This window comes from Parcubacteria group bacterium CG10_big_fil_rev_8_21_14_0_10_36_14, assembly GCA_002772895.1.
Taxonomy (GTDB): Bacteria; Patescibacteriota; Patescibacteriia.
In genome coordinates, this window is the sequence record PFCS01000040.1 from 1 (window position 1) to 19,679 (window position 19,679).

The 19,679-nt window shown below is 34.8% G+C and carries 31 protein-coding genes; 28 read left to right on the forward strand and 3 right to left on the reverse strand.

Annotation, left to right across the window (positions count from 1 at the left end; translation table 11 throughout):
• Window positions 1–131: 131 nt before the first annotated feature.
• Entirely contained in the window at window positions 132–704 is a 573-nt protein-coding gene (locus COU51_02735; GenBank protein ID PIR66610.1) for a hypothetical protein, read from the forward strand.
• Between the two features lie 37 nt (window positions 705–741).
• On the opposite strand, the gene COU51_02740 is transcribed toward COU51_02735, so the two are convergent.
• A complete protein-coding gene (locus COU51_02740) occupies window positions 742–1,041 on the reverse strand; it encodes a nucleoid-associated protein, YbaB/EbfC family (GenBank protein ID PIR66611.1) in 300 nt (99 codons plus the stop codon).
• A 398-nt stretch (window positions 1,042–1,439) separates the two neighbouring features.
• Here COU51_02740 and COU51_02745 point away from each other — a divergent pair, with 398 nt between their 5' ends.
• Entirely contained in the window at window positions 1,440–2,924 is a 1,485-nt protein-coding gene (locus tag COU51_02745) for a hypothetical protein (protein ID PIR66612.1), read from the forward strand.
• A 15-nt stretch (window positions 2,925–2,939) separates the two neighbouring features.
• Here COU51_02745 and COU51_02750 read toward each other — a convergent pair whose 3' ends face one another.
• The gene (locus tag COU51_02750; GenBank protein PIR66613.1) at window positions 2,940–3,203 is read right to left on the reverse strand and encodes a hypothetical protein; all 264 of its coding nucleotides are present in this window, start codon (window positions 3,201–3,203) and stop codon (window positions 2,940–2,942) included.
• Between COU51_02750 and COU51_02755 the strand changes: the two genes are divergently transcribed.
• From COU51_02755 to COU51_02765, 3 genes are read left to right on the forward strand one after another with little or no spacing between them, the layout of a single operon-like run.
• Complete coding sequence (locus tag COU51_02755) at window positions 3,172–4,080, forward strand: hypothetical protein (protein PIR66614.1); 909 nt, start codon at window positions 3,172–3,174, stop codon at window positions 4,078–4,080. The two genes, COU51_02750 and COU51_02755, sit on opposite strands and share 32 nt — an antisense overlap.
• A gap of 4 nt (window positions 4,081–4,084) precedes the next feature.
• Window positions 4,085–4,657, forward strand: coding sequence for a guanylate kinase (locus COU51_02760; protein PIR66615.1), 573 nt, complete (start codon window positions 4,085–4,087; stop codon window positions 4,655–4,657).
• Between the two features lie 60 nt (window positions 4,658–4,717).
• Window positions 4,718–5,404 carry a hypothetical protein gene (locus tag COU51_02765; GenBank protein PIR66616.1) on the forward strand — a complete coding sequence of 229 codons (687 nt, stop codon included), beginning with the start codon at window positions 4,718–4,720 and terminating at the stop codon, window positions 5,402–5,404.
• 53 nt (window positions 5,405–5,457) lie between these two features.
• Here COU51_02765 and COU51_02770 read toward each other — a convergent pair whose 3' ends face one another.
• Window positions 5,458–5,628, reverse strand: a complete 171-nt coding sequence (locus COU51_02770; GenBank protein ID PIR66617.1) for a 50S ribosomal protein L28 — start codon at window positions 5,626–5,628, stop codon at window positions 5,458–5,460.
• A gap of 133 nt (window positions 5,629–5,761) precedes the next feature.
• Here COU51_02770 and COU51_02775 point away from each other — a divergent pair, with 133 nt between their 5' ends.
• The 23 genes from COU51_02775 (at window position 5,762) to COU51_02885 (ending at window position 19,676) form a co-directional block, all read left to right on the forward strand.
• Window positions 5,762–6,343, forward strand: coding sequence for a hypothetical protein (locus COU51_02775; protein ID PIR66618.1), 582 nt, complete (start codon window positions 5,762–5,764; stop codon window positions 6,341–6,343).
• A gap of 86 nt (window positions 6,344–6,429) precedes the next feature.
• Complete coding sequence (locus COU51_02780; GenBank protein PIR66619.1) at window positions 6,430–7,068, forward strand: site-2 protease family protein; 639 nt, start codon at window positions 6,430–6,432, stop codon at window positions 7,066–7,068.
• A gap of 77 nt (window positions 7,069–7,145) precedes the next feature.
• Entirely contained in the window at window positions 7,146–7,565 is a 420-nt protein-coding gene (locus COU51_02785) for a 30S ribosomal protein S12 (GenBank protein ID PIR66620.1), read from the forward strand.
• Between the two features lie 6 nt (window positions 7,566–7,571).
• Window positions 7,572–8,042: a 30S ribosomal protein S7 gene (locus tag COU51_02790; protein ID PIR66621.1), complete on the forward strand. Its 471-nt coding sequence runs from the start codon at window positions 7,572–7,574 to the stop codon at window positions 8,040–8,042.
• A 13-nt stretch (window positions 8,043–8,055) separates the two neighbouring features.
• Complete coding sequence (gene fusA / locus COU51_02795) at window positions 8,056–10,134, forward strand: elongation factor G (GenBank protein ID PIR66622.1); 2,079 nt, start codon at window positions 8,056–8,058, stop codon at window positions 10,132–10,134.
• 85 nt (window positions 10,135–10,219) lie between these two features.
• On the forward strand, window positions 10,220–10,561 hold the full coding sequence (locus COU51_02800; protein ID PIR66623.1) for a hypothetical protein: 342 nt from the start codon (window positions 10,220–10,222) through the stop codon (window positions 10,559–10,561).
• 173 nt (window positions 10,562–10,734) lie between these two features.
• Window positions 10,735–11,925, forward strand: coding sequence for an elongation factor Tu (gene tuf / locus COU51_02805; GenBank protein PIR66666.1), 1,191 nt, complete (start codon window positions 10,735–10,737; stop codon window positions 11,923–11,925).
• Window positions 11,926–11,978: 53 nt separating this feature from the next.
• A complete protein-coding gene (locus tag COU51_02810; GenBank protein ID PIR66624.1) occupies window positions 11,979–12,317 on the forward strand; it encodes a 30S ribosomal protein S10 in 339 nt (112 codons plus the stop codon).
• Window positions 12,318–12,563: 246 nt separating this feature from the next.
• The gene (locus COU51_02815) at window positions 12,564–13,169 is read left to right on the forward strand and encodes a 50S ribosomal protein L3 (GenBank protein PIR66625.1); all 606 of its coding nucleotides are present in this window, start codon (window positions 12,564–12,566) and stop codon (window positions 13,167–13,169) included.
• 58 nt (window positions 13,170–13,227) lie between these two features.
• Window positions 13,228–13,869 carry a 50S ribosomal protein L4 gene (locus COU51_02820; GenBank protein PIR66626.1) on the forward strand — a complete coding sequence of 214 codons (642 nt, stop codon included), beginning with the start codon at window positions 13,228–13,230 and terminating at the stop codon, window positions 13,867–13,869.
• A gap of 204 nt (window positions 13,870–14,073) precedes the next feature.
• Window positions 14,074–14,364 carry a 50S ribosomal protein L23 gene (locus tag COU51_02825; GenBank protein ID PIR66667.1) on the forward strand — a complete coding sequence of 97 codons (291 nt, stop codon included), beginning with the start codon at window positions 14,074–14,076 and terminating at the stop codon, window positions 14,362–14,364.
• 16 nt (window positions 14,365–14,380) lie between these two features.
• Window positions 14,381–15,223, forward strand: a complete 843-nt coding sequence (locus tag COU51_02830; protein PIR66627.1) for a 50S ribosomal protein L2 — start codon at window positions 14,381–14,383, stop codon at window positions 15,221–15,223.
• Window positions 15,224–15,266: 43 nt separating this feature from the next.
• On the forward strand, window positions 15,267–15,545 hold the full coding sequence (locus tag COU51_02835) for a 30S ribosomal protein S19 (GenBank protein PIR66628.1): 279 nt from the start codon (window positions 15,267–15,269) through the stop codon (window positions 15,543–15,545).
• 26 nt (window positions 15,546–15,571) lie between these two features.
• A complete protein-coding gene (locus COU51_02840) occupies window positions 15,572–16,033 on the forward strand; it encodes a 50S ribosomal protein L22 (GenBank protein PIR66629.1) in 462 nt (153 codons plus the stop codon).
• Window positions 16,034–16,044: 11 nt separating this feature from the next.
• On the forward strand, window positions 16,045–16,734 hold the full coding sequence (locus COU51_02845) for a 30S ribosomal protein S3 (GenBank protein ID PIR66630.1): 690 nt from the start codon (window positions 16,045–16,047) through the stop codon (window positions 16,732–16,734).
• Window positions 16,735–16,798: 64 nt separating this feature from the next.
• Window positions 16,799–17,209, forward strand: a complete 411-nt coding sequence (locus COU51_02850) for a 50S ribosomal protein L16 (protein PIR66631.1) — start codon at window positions 16,799–16,801, stop codon at window positions 17,207–17,209.
• Window positions 17,151–17,399 carry a 50S ribosomal protein L29 gene (gene rpmC / locus COU51_02855; GenBank protein PIR66632.1) on the forward strand — a complete coding sequence of 83 codons (249 nt, stop codon included), beginning with the start codon at window positions 17,151–17,153 and terminating at the stop codon, window positions 17,397–17,399. The genes COU51_02850 and rpmC overlap by 59 nt, the downstream gene beginning before the upstream one ends.
• A gap of 3 nt (window positions 17,400–17,402) precedes the next feature.
• Window positions 17,403–17,636 carry a 30S ribosomal protein S17 gene (rpsQ, locus tag COU51_02860; protein PIR66633.1) on the forward strand — a complete coding sequence of 78 codons (234 nt, stop codon included), beginning with the start codon at window positions 17,403–17,405 and terminating at the stop codon, window positions 17,634–17,636.
• 16 nt (window positions 17,637–17,652) lie between these two features.
• Window positions 17,653–18,024 carry a 50S ribosomal protein L14 gene (locus COU51_02865; GenBank protein ID PIR66634.1) on the forward strand — a complete coding sequence of 124 codons (372 nt, stop codon included), beginning with the start codon at window positions 17,653–17,655 and terminating at the stop codon, window positions 18,022–18,024.
• Between the two features lie 14 nt (window positions 18,025–18,038).
• Entirely contained in the window at window positions 18,039–18,347 is a 309-nt protein-coding gene (locus tag COU51_02870; GenBank protein PIR66635.1) for a 50S ribosomal protein L24, read from the forward strand.
• 89 nt (window positions 18,348–18,436) lie between these two features.
• Complete coding sequence (locus COU51_02875; protein PIR66636.1) at window positions 18,437–18,976, forward strand: 50S ribosomal protein L5; 540 nt, start codon at window positions 18,437–18,439, stop codon at window positions 18,974–18,976.
• A gap of 16 nt (window positions 18,977–18,992) precedes the next feature.
• Window positions 18,993–19,178 (forward strand): type Z 30S ribosomal protein S14, encoded by a 186-nt coding sequence (locus COU51_02880; GenBank protein ID PIR66637.1) that lies wholly within the window; start codon window positions 18,993–18,995, stop codon window positions 19,176–19,178.
• An 81-nt stretch (window positions 19,179–19,259) separates the two neighbouring features.
• A complete protein-coding gene (locus tag COU51_02885) occupies window positions 19,260–19,676 on the forward strand; it encodes a 30S ribosomal protein S8 (protein PIR66638.1) in 417 nt (138 codons plus the stop codon).
• Window positions 19,677–19,679 lie beyond the last annotated feature (3 nt).

Genomic DNA, 19,679 nt, shown 5'->3' on the forward strand with positions numbered 1-19,679 from the left:
AAATTATTTGACATATCCACCACTTTAATGGTTTTGACCATATTTTTCTAATTGGGTGGTGCGTTCAGTTTAGATTATTGCAAGAATGATCAACCCTTGACTGTTTTTTAAATTTATGCTATTAACTATGAATGGAGGATGCAATGAAAAATATGTCAGTAGTATTATTGATTTTTTGTTTGCCATTGCTTGTAAACGCAGAGGAGAAGAAGAAAGTGGCAACAGAAGATACGCTCCTTTATAAATTAGATCTTTTTCCTTCATATCTCAAAATGATTAAGAATAGTGTTGGAAGCAGGGTATTTAGAAATTTATTTTATATAATCAAAGGGAAAGGCGAAGATGCTTTACAGAACGGAAATTTATCTTGCGCGTATTTTGTAAGTACGATTTTGCGCCAGTTTGATTTAATAAAAGAATGGCGAACGTCAGTAGATGGTTTGACGGAAGAAATGGAACGATGCGGTTGGAAGAAAATTTCGAAACCACGCAAAGGCGCGGTAATCGTTTGGGATAAGATATATTTTAGTCATTCCGAAGGATGGCATGGACATATCGGATTTTATATCGGTGGCGGTTGGACAATCAGCACAAGCTCTTTGAGACGGACGCCGGCATATCGCTACTGGCAAGCATATGGCAATTCAAAAAAAAGAAGAAAGATAATTGCAATTTATTGGCATAAAAAATTGGAGAAAAAGTAAAATGCTCTGTGTACGCAGAGCATTTTTTAATTTACGGCTAAAACCCGGGAATTCCCAGATTGCCAAGACCGCCCGATTCGCGCATTTTTTTTGCCATTTGTTTTTGCGCCTGTTTTGTTGCTTTTCTGTGGGCGATCTTGATAAGTGTTTCCAAATTATTTTTTTTCTCCGGAGTAAGTAGCGATTCGTTTATCCGGATATCGTGGAGTTCCATATTGCCATCCAAAGTGAGGACGACTCCACCTTCGCTTGCGGTTGTTCTTTGCGAGGAAAGTTCGGATTGCATTTTTTTTGCTTGTTCCTGCATATTTTTTAACCCCTTGAGTTTATCAAACATAGAATTTTTTATTAAGTTTTTAGTTATAATATTATATAGTAAACCAAATTTTTATTTTTAGGTCAATATTTTGACATTGATACAAAAATTTTATAATATTAACATAGGAGGAAAAAATGTTTGGCAAAAAAAGAAAACTTTTTTTTGGACGTTACTACATGTCAATGTCGGACTCTTTAAAAAAAATTATTTTGTGTATTGCTTTTTTTCTTTTTCTCGCGTTAGTTTTGTTTTTTATTTGTTATGCCATTAATTGGCATTCATACGCTTTGCCGAAATTTTAAAACCCTTGGGCGATCCCAAGGGCTTTTATATACCGACGGTTTTAGAAAATAATGTAGCGGGTGGATATAATCCTATATTGAAATTAAGGATATATATTGCTATCATAATAATATATGAAGTTAGATAAAAAGATTATAAATAAATTTGATAAAACCCTCAAAGAGCAGGGTATTTTTGATTTAACACATAAATTGCAGAAAAAATTTGGTAAAGCGGAATTTTATTTAGTTGGCGGAAGCGTAAGAGATATATTAATAGGTAGGCAGATTAAAGATATAGACTTATTGGTGCGAAAGGTTAAGGTTAAGAATTTGGAGCGTGAGCTCAAAAAAATAGGAAAAGTCAATCTTGTCGGCGAACGTTTCAGTGTGTTGAAATTTCGTAAAGATAAATCATCAAATGAAATTGATATTGCTATTCCGCGCAAGGATTTTGCATATGGTACCGGTAGATATAAAGATTTTAAAATTAAATCAGACCCTAATTTGCCGGTAAATGAGGATTTATCACGTAGAGATTTTACAGTTAACTCAATAGCTTGGAACATCTTGGATAAAAAACTGGAAGATCCTTTTAATGGATTTTATGATTTGAAGAAAAAAATTATTCGTGCAGTTGGCGACCCAAAAGAAAGGTTTCGTGAAGATTATTCCAGGATGCTTCGTGCAATACGTTTCGCAATTCAGCTCGGATTTATAATTGATAAAAAGACATTGGAAGCAGTTAAAAATAATATTGGGCATATTAACGATAAAGTAAAGGGAGAGCGTAAAGTTCCGTATGAGGTTATTGCGGGAGAATTTTTAAAAAGTTTTAATGCCAATCCGATAGAGACGATTAATATGTATATGAAATGCGGAGCATTGAAGTTTTTGATGCCCGAGGTTTTAAAAATGAAAGGGTGTAGCCAGCCAAAAGAGTTCCATAGCGAAGGCGATGTATTGACCCATACCCTTTTAGCTTTAAAAAATTTGGATTCAAAATTATTCAAGAGTTATTTTAAAGAACCGCCTCAACTTACAACAAAAGTTGCAATTCTTTTTCATGATGTGGCAAAACCTGTTACGAAAAAGAAAATGGGCAATAAAATCGTTTTTTATAATCATGATAAAAAAGGCGCAGAAATTGCTAAGAAAATTATAGACCGACTAAAGCTTACATCGCCACCTGACGTTGGTATTGATGGAGAAGAGGTGGAATGGCTCATAAAAAATCATTTACTCTTTATGCATAGCGCGCCGGAAAAGATGAAAAAAACGACGATAGAAAAGTATTTATTTAATGATAGATTCAGTGGTATGGCTCATATGCAGTTATTTTTGGCAGATGCTAGCGCTACACGTCCTGCGGGAAAAGCACCGGATCTAACGCGATTTAAGAAAGCAATGAAAATTATAAAAGCAATGAAGCCAGAAAGAGAACCACAGTTGCCAAAATCTTTTTTGGATGGTAATGAGATAATGAAAATAGAGCATTTAAAACCCGGACCAAAAATAGGTGAAATTTTGAAATCTCTTCGCGAGGAACAACTAAGCGGTAGAATCAAAAATATAACAGAAGCAAAAAAGTTTGTGAAAAAAAAATACCCCGTTAAATAAGCGGGGTGATTTTGACTATTTTAGGAAATGGTCGCAAAAGTCAAGATATTTTGTTGCAATTTCATGTTTTTCATTAAATTGCCAAAACTTGTCGAAGCCATATTGTAAAAGTCCAAAAAATATTTTGATTGCAAGAGCTGAAGGAGTGGGTTGAAGCGCATAACTATCATTAAGGTGTTCGGATGAAGCAAAATTTTTATGAACCATTTTTCTTCTCCTTTTTAAAAAATAGCATACAATTTTATATATGTCAATAATAAAAGTTAAAAAAGAAGACAAGGACAAACGATTGGATAAATTTTTGATAGAAAAAATACCCAGGCATTCAAGAAATTACTGGCAAAAACAAATTAGAGCTGGTTTGGTTTTGGTAGATAATAAGCGGGCAAAAGTGCATGAATTTTTGAAAGAAAATAACAAGGTTTCAATAAAACAAGAAAGTAAGAAAATAAATAATAAAAAAAATAAAACACAGCGGAAATATAATTTACTGCATGAAGATAAAAATTATTTGATAGTTGAAAAACCGGCAGGAATGCTGACACATCAAACAGGTGGAGAAAATGGTTTGGCAGATGCTCTTCTAAAGGATTATCCGGAGATAGAAGGCGTGGGAGACGAGTATCGCTGGGGGATCGTTCATCGTTTAGATAGAGATGTGAGTGGAGTTTTGTTGGTAGCAAGAACGAAAATATTTTTTAAGCATATAAAAAAACAATTCAAAGAGCGTAAAGTTAAAAAAAATTATTTGGCACTGGTCTATGGTGAAATACAAAAAGATGAAGATGACATTAAATTTGTAATTGCGAGAGCCAAAGAAGGCAAGATGGCCGCGAGACCGGAAGAGAGTGAAGGAAAAGAAGCTACTACTCATTTTGATGTTTTGAATCATTACAAAAATTATACATATTTATGTGTGCAGATTTTAACTGGCAGAACGCATCAAATTCGCGCTCATATGTTGGCATACAATCATCCAATTGTCGGAGACAATATCTATCATCTGCGAAAACAAAAAATAAAAACTCCTTGCGAACTGGGTAGAATTTTTCTACATTCACATATTATTGGATTTAAAAACTTAAAAGGCGAACGAGTAGAGTATGAAAGCAAATTGCCGGTTGAATTGAAAAATTGTTTAAAAAAATTAAAATAATTCTATGGAATTTAATCCAAAAAATTTAATTGTAATAACCGGACCATCAGGCGTTGGAAAAACAACAATAGCTTTAGAATTATTGAAAAAAAATAAAAGTATTAAGCGGGTCGTAACCTACACTACCCGTAAGAGGAGAGACAGTGAGCGTGATGGCAGAGATTATAATTTTATAAGCGAAAAAATTTTTAAGATAATGCTTGATAGAGGAGAATTTTTTGAGCACGCAAAGGTTTATGAAAATTTTTATGGGAACAGCTTAAAGGATATAAAGAAGCTTTGCAAAAAAAATAGATTTGTTCTGATGGTTTTAGATATTCAAGGCGCGGAAAAAATAAAAAAAGAAATTCCGAGGGCAATTAGCATTTTTTTAATGGCAGAGTTGAGAGAGCTGTCAGAACGGATTAGGAAACGTGGTAAAATTTTGCCCAAAGATTTCGGGACGCGCACAAAGCTCGCAAAAAGAGAAATAAATAAGGCGCGCTTATTTGACTATATAATTAAAAATGAACCGGGGAAAATAGATAAGACAATAGAAAGGATTAAAGAAATATTAGAATTAAAAAAATCCGCTTGATTGACAAGGCGGTTTTTTTATGGTTAGATATTATAATGCTCGTTTTATAAGGAGGAGAAGATGCAGATAAAATTTGTAAACGTTTTTGAAGGTAATATTCCGATTGTAATTACCGTACCACATGATGGGAGTTTGGGTAGATTAATAACAGTTGATTTGCCAATAAGGCGGCCAGAACGGCAAAATGACGAAGGGACGCTTTTTTTAGGCGCCGATATCCGCGATTGTATGAAAGAAAAATTTGGTTTTAGGCCATATCTTATTGTGCAGAATGTAGAAAGACGTCGATTGCGCAGGTATATAATACTTAATTATTATGAAAAAGTTTTGAAGTGCGTGAAGGAATGCCTTGAAAAATGGGGAAAGTGCATACTTTTTGACTTGCATGCATTTCAACATCAACCAGTAATTGGAAATTTTGATATTATGCTTGGGACTAATCACAGGCAAACGGTTTGCGGAAATATTGATTTGGAATTTGGCAGACGACTTGCCAACTGGGTTCTGTGGGGTACCGAGCCGTTTGATAGGCGCAATATGTATATTTATATTCCGGATGGAGAATCTCGGGATGGTGAAAAATTTTGCGCGAGCAAAGATTTTACTTTAGTAAAATGGATAAAAAATAAGGAGCCGAGGAGTAGCGCCATCCAACTGGAGATTTATAAAGATTGGTTCATAAGTATAGATAAGTTAAGACGTTTAGCAAAGATTATTTCATTTGCAATTATTGCAACATCAATCTAAAACTCCGAGCGTATGCCCGGAGTTTTATAATATAAATAACTACCGCTTACCGGTTACTTTTTTTTTGCTGTCTTTATGCATTTTGCGCAAACTTTTTTCTTTTTTCCATCAATGGTTTTTGATTGAAGGTTGATATTTTGCCTGCGCAAGGTCTTTATGTTTGAGTGGCTGCGAGATGCGGCTTTTTTGCTTCCGCGTCCGCAGATATCGCATCTTTTGGACATAATAATTTACTAATTACTGATTACTAATTACTAATATAACAGGCATTACTAAATAAGTCAAGGACTTGACAAAAAGCAAAAATTATGGTAACATTTACATAAGTTGTTTGACAAATCCAAAAGGAGGATTGAAATGCTAAAAAATATGAGCAATAAAAGAAAAACCTTGTTTTGGAACGCGGTTGTAATGATTATTTCATATATTGCGTATGTTATCACTTATATGATTATCGGAAAATTAGAGAGTAGTATTCTCGTCGTCGCCTTCGCCACTCTCGCCGCCACTCTCGCCGCCTTCGCCGCCACCGCCTTCGCAACCGTCTTCATCACCCTCGACACCACCGCCTTCGCCGCCACTCTCGCCGCCTTCGCCGCTTTCCCCGTCTTCTCCGTCACTCTCGCCATTTTTGTCGCTAAAGACAACAGAGTCGGTTTTTGGAAAGTTATTCCGCTCTACTCACTGCAAACCGCCCTTGTTTTTCTAATCTTCAGCTACGCGCCTTACGCGAGTTTTGTAATGATTGGTGTCTATGGTTTGACAGTTGTCTATCTCCTTGTGATTGAGCCAAAGCTCATTATTCATTTAAAAGCCAATCCACCAGTAAAAACAGAACAAGAAGAAATTCTAAATGGCGCTTATCGCAGTTCGTTGGTTGAGTCCGGCCGCTACATCCCCGGATTCCGCCTCTGGCTTTTCAAGCTGTTGGTTCATTAGAACCCGGCTTTTAACATTCCCCGCATCAAACAAGATGCGGGTTTTTCTTGATTTTTTTAGGAAAGCGTATATAATAATAGGAAGTTATGCCTATTTCATTATTATCCGACAATCCATTATTTTTTATTGCTTGGATAGGAGCGATATTGATAGCTCTTTCCACACATGAGTTTGCCCATGCTTATGCCAGTTTTAGATTGGGAGATAATACGGCAAAGGATATGGGCCGACTTACGTTAAATCCTTTGGCCCATATTGACTGGTTGGGTTTTTTTATGCTGATGCTTGTTGGGTTTGGCTGGGGAAAACCGGTAATAACCAATCCATATAATTTAAAATATAAAAAGTGGGGGATGACGCTTGTGGCTCTTGCTGGTCCTTTGGCGAATTTGATAAATATAGCGGTTTTTGGAGCTGCATTAAAATTTTTAAGCATTTTTACGGTTCTTAGCGCTGGCAATCTTCTTCTTCAATTTATTAACCTGCTTATTATTATAAATACAATATTGCTGGTTTTTAATCTTATACCGATTCCGCCCTTAGACGGCTCAAGACTACTTTTTACGCTTTTAGACAAGCCAAAATATGAAGAATTAAAAGCGCATCTTAGTAGCCAAGGTCCTATAATTTTGATAGGTCTTATCTTGATTGATAATATTTTTAATATAGGTATTTTTTCAGTAATTTTTAGTGGAATTATACAGTTTGTCTATAAGTTTTTTTAGATACTTGACGTTTATTGACGGATATGGTAAAATTATTTTACAATATTAACTTAAAATAAGATTTTTATTTTTTAAATATGCCAACAGTAAATCAACTGATAAAAAAAGGAAGACAAAGCGCAAAAAAGAAAAGTAAATCGCCAGCAATGCAATTTGTTAATAATACTTTGAGACGCAAAAAAACAGAGATTTCAAAAGGAAGCCCTTTTAAGCGTGGAGTTTGTGTTAAGGTTACAACTATAACTCCAAAAAAACCTAATTCAGCTTTACGTAAAATCGCAAGAGTTCGTCTTTCAAACGGTCAGGAAGTAACAGCTTATATTCCTGGAATTGGGCATAACCTACAAGAACACTCAATTGTCATGATAAGGGGCGGAAAAGTAAAAGATCTTCCAGGTGTAAGATATCATATTGTACGAGGCATATATGATGCTCAGGGTGTAGAAGGAAGAAAAAATAGCCGTTCTCTTTATGGCGTTAAAAAACCTAAATCGTAAATTATTATGCGTGGTAAGAAAAAAGCACCAAAAAGAAAAATTAAACCAGATGTAAAGTATAGCAATCTTCAAGTTGCGAAATTTATTAATTATTTAATGGGAAGAGGCAAGAAAACAGTTGCGCAAGCTGTCCTTTATGATGCATTGGATATAATTTCTGAAAAAACAAAAGAAGATTCATTAGTTGTTTTTGAAACTGCTATTAAAAATGTAAGCCCTCAGTTAGAAATTAGAAGCAAACGTGTTGGCGGAGCCAATTATCAAATTCCTTTTCCTGTAAAAGGAGATAGAAAATTTGCACTTGCTTCAAGATGGATTTTGGGTGCTAGCAGAGATAAAAAAGGAAGAAGAATGGCGGAAAAACTAGCCGAAGAGTTAATGGCTGCAGCAAAAAATGAAGGAACAGCAATAAAAAAGAAAGAAGATGTTCAGAGAATGGCAGAAGCAAATCGCGCTTTTGCTCATTTCGCCCGTTAAACAATAAATTTTTATGCCTCGAGAATTTAATTTAGAAAAAATAAGAAATATTGGTATTATTGCCCATATTGACGCAGGTAAGACAACCATTACCGAGCGTATTTTGTTTTATACTGGAAAGAAGCACAAAATTGGCGAAGTTCATGAAGGCGAAGCAGAAATGGATTGGATGGAACAAGAACGCGAAAGAGGTATCACCATTACTTCAGCCGCGACAACTTGTTTTTGGAAAAATAATCGTATAAATATCATTGATACTCCGGGACACATTGATTTTACCGTAGAAGTTCAACGCTCCCTTCGTGTTTTAGATGGGGGTGTTGTTGTTTTTGACGGTGTCGCCGGTGTAGAGCCTCAATCAGAAACCGTCTGGCATCAGGCAGATAAATATAAAGTTCCAAGAATCTGTTTTGTAAATAAGCTTGATAGAACGGGCGCTGATTTTTATGCCGACCTGGCTTCAATCCATGAGCGTCTTACTAAAAAAGCATATGCAATGCAACTTCCTATTGGTATAGAAAGCGATTTAAAAGGTATTGTAAATCTTTTAGAGAAAAACGCTGTTATATATAAAGATGAATTAGGACAAGATGTGGAGACAATAGAAATACCTGAAGATATGAAAGATAAAGCGCGTGAGTATAGAGAAAAGCTTATAGAAGCAATCGCAAGTCAGGACGAAGCTTTAATGAATAAGTATTTGGGAGGCGAAGAAATTCCCTTAGAAGATCTAAAGTCAACACTTAGAAAAGCCGTCATCAATTTTGAAATTATTCCTGTATTTTGTGGAACTGCTCTAAAAAATAAAGGAGTTCAGCTACTTTTGGACGCAGTTGTTGACTATTTACCATCTCCTCTAGAAGTTCCTCCGGTAAAGGGAATTGATATAAAAGATCCGGAAAAAGAGTTAGAACGTCCAGCAGAAGATAACGCACCTTTTTCTGCTCTTGCATTTAAAATTGCAACCGATCCTTTTGTAGGACGTCTTTGTTTTTTCCGCGTTTATTCCGGCGTACTTAAAGCCGGCTCATATGTTTATAATTCTTCAACTGGAAAGAGAGAAAGAGTTGGACGTATCGTACGAATGTATGCAAATCATAGAGAAGAGATAACCGAAGTTTATGCCGGAGATATTGCTGCCGCGATTGGTTTTAAAGATGTAACAACTGGAAATACTTTATGCGATGAAGATAGTCCTATAATCTTAGAATCAATAACTTTCCCAGAACCGGTTATTTCCGTTGCTATTGAACCAAAAACAAAAGTAGACCAAGAAAAGATGGGTGTTGCCCTTCAGAAACTGGCAGAAGAAGACCCAACATTTCGTGTTTATACCAATGAAGAAACTTCACAGACAATTATTGCTGGAATGGGCGAGCTTCATTTGGATATTATTGTTGATAGAATGAAAAGAGAGTTTAAAGTGGAAGCAAATGTTGGAAAACCTCAGGTTGCATATAAAGAAACAATCAAAGGAGAAGCAGAGGCAGAGGGTAAATATATTAAACAATCCGGTGGACGAGGACAGTATGGACATTGCTGGATTAGAGTTAACCCTCGTGAAGAAGGTCAGGGCTTTAAGTTCAATGACGAAGTAAAGGGCGGAGTTATTCCGAGAGAATATATTCCTGCCATTGAAAAAGGAATTAAAGAGTCACTAAATAAAGGTATTTTAGCTGGATATCCGGTCATTGATATTGAAGCAAGTGTTTATGATGGTTCTTACCATGAGGTTGATTCATCGGAAATGGCATTTAAAATTGCTGGTTCAATGGCGTTTTCCGCTGCAGCAAAAAAAGCCGGGCTTATACTATTGGAACCAACAATGAAAGTTGAGGTCACTACTCCTGAACAATTTATGGGCGATGTTATTGGAGATATCAACTCAAAGCGCGGACAAGTACAAGAAATGCGCGAGAAAGACAGTACAAGGATTATTGATGCGATTATTCCTTTGGGAGAATTGTTTGGATATGCGACAGAATTGCGTTCAATGACGCAAGGACGAGCGAGCTATTCAATGGAATTTGCTAAATATTCTGAAGTTCCAAGAAATGTTGCCGAAGAGATAATTGAAGGAAGAAAGAAGTAAGTTTTTTAAATAAAATTTATTTAATAATTGACTATTGGCAATTCATTGATCATCGATCATTGGATAATGACCATTTTATTATTGTATGGGTGAGCTTTTTAAAAAAATAAAAAAAATAGCAAAAGAAGAAGGGAAGGCGATTGTTATTGACGAGGCGACTGGAGATGCCTTTGTTATAGCTCCGTTAGAAGAAAGCAAAGCTTCTGTATGCAGATGCGAAGATAAAAAAGAAGATACTTTTTCATTTGAAGAAACAGTAAAAGAAAATAGTTTTGACGATGCTGAATTAATGAGAAAGGTTAATGACGATATAAGTAAATGGCGTGAAGAACAGCAAGAAAAACAGAATAAAGAAGATATTCAAGATAAGAATGAAAAGAATACTTTAAATGAAGAAGAAAGATACTATTTAGAACCATTGGAATAATTGGCTAAAATTAGTTAAAAATATTACCCTTGTCAATATAAATTATTTGTGCTATAATATATTTCAGTTTCAAAAATTAATAATTTGCTAAAATTAAACAAATACAGAATGGTGAATTATGAATGCAGAAAGATATTCTGAATTCAAAATTCCAAATTCAAAATTTTAAAAATATGGCAGGAAAATTTGAAAGAACAAAACCGCACGTAAACGTTGGCACAATCGGCCACGTTGATCATGGGAAAACCACTCTTACAGCGGCTATTTTAAAAGTTTTAGCTGCTCACGGTATGATTGCCCAAGATAAATCAGTAGACCAAATTGATGCCGCTCCTGAAGAAAAAGAGCGCGGTATTACTATTGCTACTGCTCACGTTGAGTATGAATCAGATAAAAGACATTATGCTCACGTCGATTGCCCGGGACACGCCGATTATGTAAAAAATATGATTACTGGAGCCGCTCAGATGGATGGAGCTATTTTGGTTGTATCTGCTGCTGACGGCCCAATGCCTCAAACAAGAGAACATATATTGCTTGCCAGACAAGTAGGTGTGCCTTATATTGTGGTATTTTTGAATAAAGTTGACCAAGTATCTGATCCAGAATTGATTGATTTAGTTGAAGAAGAAGTAAGGGACTTATTGAAAAAATACGAATTTCCTGGTGATGAAACCCCAATCATTAGAGGTTCTGCTTTAAAAGCACTTGAAAATCCTTCTGATGAAGCAACTTCAAAACCAATCTTAGATCTAGTAAAAGCATTAGACGACTATATTCCAGAACCTGTAAGAGATATTGAAAAACCATTTTTAATGCCGATTGAAGATGTTTTCTCAATTGAAGGACGTGGAACAGTTGTAACTGGAAGAATTGATAGAGGTATAATTAAGATTAACGAAGAAGTTGAAATTGTTGGTCTTCGCAATACCCAGAAAACAGTAGTAACCGGTATTGAAATGTTTAATAAACAACTTGACGAAGGACGAGCAGGTGATAACGCAGGTCTTTTGCTTCGAAGCTTAAAGAAAGACGAAGTTGAACGTGGACAGGTTATTGCTAAACCAGGAACTATAACTCCTCATACTGAATTTGAAGCTAAAATTTATGCATTGACAAAGGAAGAAGGCGGACGCCATAAACCATTCTTCAAAGGATACAAGCCACAATTTTATATCAGAACAACTGATGTAACCGGCGAAATAACCTTACCGGAAGGAACAGAGATGGTAATGCCTGGAGATCAGGTTGAAGTAACAGTAAAACTTATTACCCCGGTTGCTTTGGAAGAAAAACAGAGATTCGCTATCCGCGAAGGCGGACGCACTGTCGGTGCCGGAGCAGTAACAAAAATATTAAAATAAATCTTTGCGCTGGGGCGGACGTTTTGTTCGTCCCAGCGTTCTGTATTTAGATTATGCCAAAAGCAGTTTTAAAAAAAGAAGAAGAAACGCAAAACAGAATACGCATTAAAATTAGGGCGTACGATCATAAAATAATTGATCAATCGGCCAAAACGATAATTGATAGTGCGGAACGAAGCGGAGCCACAGTGCACGGTCCGATACCTTTGCCGACCGAAAAAAGAAAGTATACTGTTAACAGGTCAACCTTTGTTCATAAAAATGCGCGTGAGCAATTTGAAATGAGAACCCATAAACGGCTTCTGGATATTGTTAATCCTACGGATAAAACAGTTGACGCATTAATGAACTTGAACTTGCCTGCCGGTGTAGACGTAGAAATAAAGATGTAGAAATAAGTAGAAAAGGGCGAAAAAAGAAAATCTTTTACAATTTAGGGTCCAAGGAGAAAGATCTAAAAATTGCAATTTGCAATTAGAAAACCTCCTTGTTGAGTCCGAATAAGAATTAGGGCATTAAAAACGTTCTAATATTAATTGGTATCTAGAATAAAACCTACTTTAAGAAAAGGTCAAAAATCTATTTTTGAGACCGTGGTTTTGTAGATAGATTTTTGACTTTTTATTTTAGAAAAAATTATGAAATTCATAATTGGAAAAAAATTGGAAATGTCACAGAGATTTAGAAATAATGGCGCTGTAGTCCCGGTGACTTTGATTTTTGCACCTAAAAATCAGATAGCGCAAGTCAAAACTAAAGATAAAGATGGTTATAACGCTGTCCAATTGGGAGCATTTCCTAAGAAAAAGTTAAATAAACCTGAAAAAGGTCATTTAAAAGGATTGGAAATGCATGGCACTCTAAATGAATTTAGGTTGGAAGATGTAAAAATATTAGAAAAAGGACAGGATCTCGGAGTTGAACAATTTGAAGAAGGTGAAAAAGTAAATATTATTGGTATATCAAAGGGACGCGGGTTTCAGGGTGTTGTAAAAAGACATGGTTTTCATGGCGGACCTGCTTCTCATGGACATAAAGATCAGCTTAGAATGCCGGGTTCAATCGGTTCAAAAGGTGTAGCAAGGGTTTTTAAAGGAATGAAAATGGGTGGTCATATGGGAACAGACCAAACAACAATAAAAAATTTGGAAATTATTGAAGTTGATAAAGAAAACAGCATTTTGGCAGTAAAGGGAGCAGTACCGGGAGCAAGAAATTCATTGTTATATATCCAAGGCAAGTAAGCTAATAGCTTACGTCTCATAACCATAAAATGTAGTTCTGAGTCGTAAGCAATTAAATATGGCAAAAGTAAAGATATACAATTTAGACGGAACCGAGAAAGAAGAGATAGACTTGAAAGACGAGGTTTTTAATGTTGTGGCAAATGACGATACACTTCATCAGGTTACCGTTGCTATGCTTTCTAACAAGCGTAGTGTTTATGCTCATACCAAAACAAGAGGAGATGTACGTGGCGGTGGTAAAAAACCATGGAAACAAAAAGGAACAGGACGAGCAAGACACGGATCTTCAAGATCACCAATATGGGTTGGTGGAGGTATTACTTTTGGTCCGAGAAAGGATAGAAATTTCAACTTAAAAATAAATAAAAAAACAAAACAAAAAGCATTGGCAATGGTTTTGAGTGATAAACTTGCAAACAACGAGATAGTAGCAATTGACGCTTTTGCAGTAAAAGAGCCGAAGACAAAACAATTTATGTCTTCAATCAAGAACTTATTCACCAAACTTAAAAAAGATTTGAAAGGAAAGACTATTGTCATATCAGGTGTTGATAAGAATATAAAACTTGCGATTCGCAACGTGCCGAATGTAAATTATATTGCAGGTAAGGATTTAAATATCTTGGATGCAATGACTGCAAAGAATATAATTATAGAAAAAAAGAGCATATTGGAATTAGAAAAAAGATTGAGCTAAAATATTATGTCATTAATAACTAGATTTTTTAGAAAACAAAAAGAAGAGAAATTGGAAAAACAAGCAGAAAATCAGAAAAATGCAGCTGAGAAAACTTTGGAATTGGCAAAAAAAACAAAAACAACCAAAACCTCGGTAGCTAAGAAAAATGACACTAAAAAAATAGAGAAGGTTAAAATAGAAACAAAAATAGAAAAGAAAAGAATGAAGGCCGAAGTGTATAGAGTATTATTAAAACCGCTTATTACTGAGAAAATTTCTGATATGGCTGTTTTGGGTAAGTACGCTTTTCAGATTAAAATGGACGCTAACAAAATAATGGTAAAGAAAGCGGTCAGCGCTTTATACGGTGTAAAAGTAAGAGATGTCAGAATAGTAAATGTACTGGGAAAATCAGTAAGATATGGCAGACACACAGGCAAAAGAAGTGATTGGAAAAAAGCGATTGTAACTCTGGCTCCGGGAGAAAAGCTGGAAATATACGAAGGAGTATAAAAAATTACGAATAAGTATGGCAATAAAATTATACAAACCAACAACTCCAGGAAGAAGAAAATCTTCGGTTAATAAGTCAGATTTGACTAAAAAAAGACCGGAGAAGAATTTGATATTTTTTAAAAAAAGATCCGGAGGCAGAAATGCACAAGGAAAAATTACCGTTCATCATCGTGGTGGAGGCGCAAAACGTTATGTCAGAATTGTTGATTTTAGACGCAATAGATATGATTTGCCGGCAAAAGTTCTTACATTTGAATATGATCCGAATAGAAGTGCAAACATAGCTTTAATTCAATACGAAGACGGCAAGAAGAGTTATATTCTAGTTCCTCAAGGATTGGAGATTGGGAACGAAGTAATCTCTTCAAAAGGAAAAGTTCCGATTAAAACTGGAAACAGAACAATTTTAGAAAATATTCCTGTTGGCGAAATGATATATAATATAGAATTAAGCCCTGAAGCTGGTGGAAAAATTGTTCGCGGAGCAGGTATGGGAGCAACGCTCATGGGTTTAGAGGGAGATTATGCTCAGATTAAATTACCTTCTTCAGAAATAAGATTAGTATTAAAGACCTGTAGTGCCTCAATCGGAGTAATGGGAAATAGTGAGTATGCTTTGGTAAGAATAGGATTGGCAGGTAGAAAAAGACATATGGGTATAAAGCCGACTGTTCGCGGTAAAGCAAAAAATCCAGTAGATCACCCACATGGAGGTGGAGAAGGCAATACACCTATTGGTCTTAAACATCCAAAAACACCATGGGGGAAGCCAGCTTTGGGTATAAAAACCAGAAGAAAAAAGAAAGCATCAAATAGATTAATAATTCAGAGAAGAAAACGAAAGAGAAGAAAATAAGATTTTATTAAGAATAAATAATAAGTTGTAAGTATAAAATATTATGAGTCGAAGTTTAAAAAAGGGTCCATTTGTAGATCTAAAACTAATGAAAAAAATAGAGCAAGGCGAACCGGGTAAAACTATAAAAACCTGGTCCCGTGCATCAACCATAACTCCACAAATGGTAGGTTTTACAATCGGAGTTCATAATGGAAAACAGCACGTGCCAGTTTTGGTAGTAGAGAATATGGTTGGACACAAATTGGGAGAATTTGCGTTAACGAGAAAGTTTATAAGACATGGTGGAAAAAAGCAAAAGGACATAGAAAAAGGAAAATAGATAAAAAGCTAATTAGTTAAAATATTATGGAGATCAAAGCAAAGGCAAGATATTTAAGAATGTCACCAAGAAAAGTTAGATTGGTGATAGATATGATAAGAGGAAAAAAAGTTTCCGAAGCTTCGGATATTCTTAATTTTTCTAATAAATGGGCGAAAAGACCTATTATCAAGTTATTAAATTCGGCAATTGCGAACGCAGAACACAATTTTGATTTACAAAAAGATAATTTATATATTAAAGTAATAAAAGCAGATGGCGGACCAATGTTAAAGCGTTGGATGCCACGTGCTTTTGGCAGAGCCGGTGCTATTCGTAAAAGAACTTGCCACATTGAAATTATATTAGATGAGCTAAAAAAAGATATAACCGAAGAAAGTACAGTTATTGCAAAGAAAGATAAGAAAGAAACAGAAGCCAAAAATCAAGAATCAAAGAAAAACGTTTCTGAAAAAAAAGATAAGAAAAAGAAAGTTCTTAATTCCTAATTCACATTACTATGGGTCACAAAGTCCATCCAAAAATATTTAGAATGTCAAGCATATATACCTGGGGATCCAGGTGGTATTCTAAACCAAAAGATTATGCTGATCTAATTAAGCAGGATATTCTTATAAAAAAGTTTGTACTTGATAAAATAAAGGACGCAGGTCCTGATGGTATAGAAATTGAAAGAAAAGGGGATTCATTAAATATTATTATAAATGCGGCAAAACCGGGTGTAGCAATCGGTCGATCAGGTGCAGGTACGGAAGAATTGAAGAAAAAGATAAAAGATAATTTTTTCAGAGGTAAGAAAATGAATTTCAATATAAATATTTTTGAAGTAAAAAGACCTTCTTTGTCAGCCAACATCGTTATGCAATCAATGATAAGTGAGATAGAAAGACGTGTTCCTTTTAGAAGAGTAATGAAGCAAGCCGCTGAAAGAGTAACAAAGGCAGGCGCAAAGGGAGTAAAGATGGCTCTTGCCGGACGATTGAATGGCGCAGAGATAGCTAGAACAGAAAAGTTATTAAAGGGAAACGTACCATTGCAGAATTTGCGAGCTGATATTGATTATGCAAATGGAACAGCTAGAACCATTTATGGATGTATTGGAATTAAAGTATGGATTTATAGAGGTGAAATATTTGAGACAAAGGACGATAAAGAGAATATGGATAAAAAAGAAGAAGAAAATAAATAAATAAAATTAACTAATTACTAATAATAATTTATTAGCAGTTAGTCACTAGTCATCAGTTAAATTTATGTTAATGCCGAAAAAAGTAAAACACAGGAAGTGGCATAAAGGACGCGCCAGAAACAAAAGAAGGGCGACGTCTAAGTTAACTGTGGCTTTTGGAGAATTTGGTATAAAGGCAACCACTTCTTGTTGGGTAAATTCTCGTCAGATAGAATCAGCCAGAAGAGCGATAACTAATTTTACAAAGAGAGGCGGAAAAGTTTGGATTAGAATATTTCCTGATAAACCGGTTACAAAAAAAGGCGCAGAAGTACCTATGGGTTCTGGAAAAGGCGCAGTTGATCATTATGTAACAGTTATAAAACCCGGAATGGTAATGTTTGAGCTTGGTGGCGTTACAGAAGAAGTCGCACGTGATGCTTTTAGACTGGCTGGACATAAGTTGCCTGTTCAAACAAAATTTGTTAAAAAATAGAAATATGAAATATAAAGAATTGAAAAATAAACCAAAAGCAGAACTTGATAAATTAGTGAAAGAGAGCAGAGAAAAATTGCGTGAGTTAAGATTTAAAATTGCAAACCGTAGTCTAAAAAATATTACAGAAGTTGATAAAACAAAAAAAATAATAGCAAAAGCACTGACAGCTTTAAAGCAAACGAAATAATATATGGAAAAAAATATTAAAAAATTAAAAGGAGTGGTAGTAAGCGATAAGATGGAAAAAACCATAGTTGTTAAGATTGGTAGAAGAGTAAGCCATCCAAAATACCACAAAGCTTATAATGTCAGTAAAAAATATAAAGTTCACGATGAAAAAAATCAGTACAAGGTAGGTGATAAAGTAGCATTTGTCGGATGCAGACCGTATAGTAAAGATAAAAAATGGCGTGTAATTTATTAGGTAAAAGTTAAAATATATGATTCAAGTTCAATCAATGTTAAAAGTAGCCGATAACAGCGGAGCAAAAAAGCTCCAGTGTATTAAGGTACTTGGCGGATATAAAAAAAGATATGCTCGTATTGGTGACATTATAACTTGTGCTGTAAAAGAAGCAGTTCCGCATACTCCGATAAAAAAGGGAGATGTCGTGAAGACTGTTATTGTAAGAACAAGGAAAGAAACCAGAAGAAAAGACGGAACCTATATTAGATTTGATGAAAATGCAGCTGTTGTTATTGATCCAAAATCAAAAGATCCAAAAGGTACTAGAATTTTTGGTCCGATTGCAAGAGAGCTTCGCGCAGCAGGATTTAATAAAATAATTTCGTTAGCGCCAGAGGTGCTATAGATAAATTTATTAATATGAAAATACAAAAAGGCGATAAAGTAAAAATAATAAAAGGAAAGGACAGCGGAAAAAGCGGTTCTATTGTTAAAGTATTAAAAGCTTCAAATAAAGTTATAGTTGAAGGGATTAATATGTTGACGAAGCACCAAAAACCGAAAAAAGAAGGTGAAAAAGGGGTAAAAATACAATTTGCTTCTCCAATCAATGTTTCCAATGTTATTATTACTTGTCCTAAATGCGGAAAAGAAACAAGAGTTGGATTTGCAGTAGGTGAAAATAAGAAAAAGATGAGACAGTGCAAAAAGTGTAAAGCAACATTCTAAACAGCAATTAGCGTATGGCGTTTAGGCTACAGTTAAATAATTATATCCTAATCGCTAACCGCTAATTGTTAAACGATAAATTAAGTAATATGCAATTAAAAGAAAAATACAATTCAAAGATAATTCCAGAATTAATGAAGAAACACGGTTATAAAAATCCGATGCAAGTGCCTCATTTAGAAAAGGTTATTTTGAATGTTGGCATAAACGCAAAATTAAAAGATACAAATATTCAGGAAGCCGTTTTAACAACTTTATCTAAGATTAGCGGACAAAAGCCGGTTTTACGAAAAGCAAAAAAATCTATTTCTTCATTTAAAATAAGAGAAGGTAATATAGTTGGAATGAGCGTTACGCTTAGAAAAGAAAAAATGTATGATTTTGTTGATAAGTTTGTAAATGTAACATTGCCTCGCGTTAGAGATTTTCGTGGTATTCCCAGAAAATCGTTTGATGGCAATGGCAATTATAGCATTGGATTAAAAGATCAGGTTGCATTTCCAGAGCTAAGCCCTTCTGATACCGACAGACTACATGGATTGGAGATAGTTTTTGTAACAAGTGCAAAGACAGATGATGAAGCGAGAGATTTACTAGAGTATTTAGGATTTCCATTTAAAAAATCGTAAAATAAGATTTAAGATTATGGCCACAGAAGCACAAATAGTAAAATCAAATAAAAAACCAAAATTCAGCACCAGGGTAGTGCGCCGATGTTGGCGTTGCGGAAGAAAAAGAGCATATATGAGAGATTTCAAATTATGCAGAATTTGCTTTAGGGAGTTGGCTAATAAGGGAGAGATTCCAGGAATTAAAAAATCCAGTTGGTAAATAATAAATAAGGATACAAGGTTATAGCGAATAGGGTAAAATAAACCAGACTCTAAGCTCTATTTCCTAAGTCCTAATATAATTATGTTAAGCGATCCAATATCAGACATGTTGACTAGAATAAGAAATGCTTACTTGGCAAAAAAGCATGAAGTTTTGATACCTACGTCTAAGACAAAATTTGCTATTGCCAATATTTTAAAAAATACCGGTTATGTTGCTAATGTAAAAGAAGTAGTAAAAAAAATAGAAGGAAAAAAAGAAATGAGCAAGAAAGAGCTTGTTGTCACTTTGATTTATAGAAATGATATGCCAGCGCTTAAAATGATAAAAAGAGTAAGTAGGCCGGGCAGAAGAATTTATAAAGGTGCGAAAGACATGCCGAATGTATTAAATGGTTTTGGAGTTGCTATTGTTTCAACTTCCAAAGGAATTATGACGAATAAAGATGCTAAAAAACAGAATATCGGAGGCGAGATAATTTGCGAGATATATTAAATT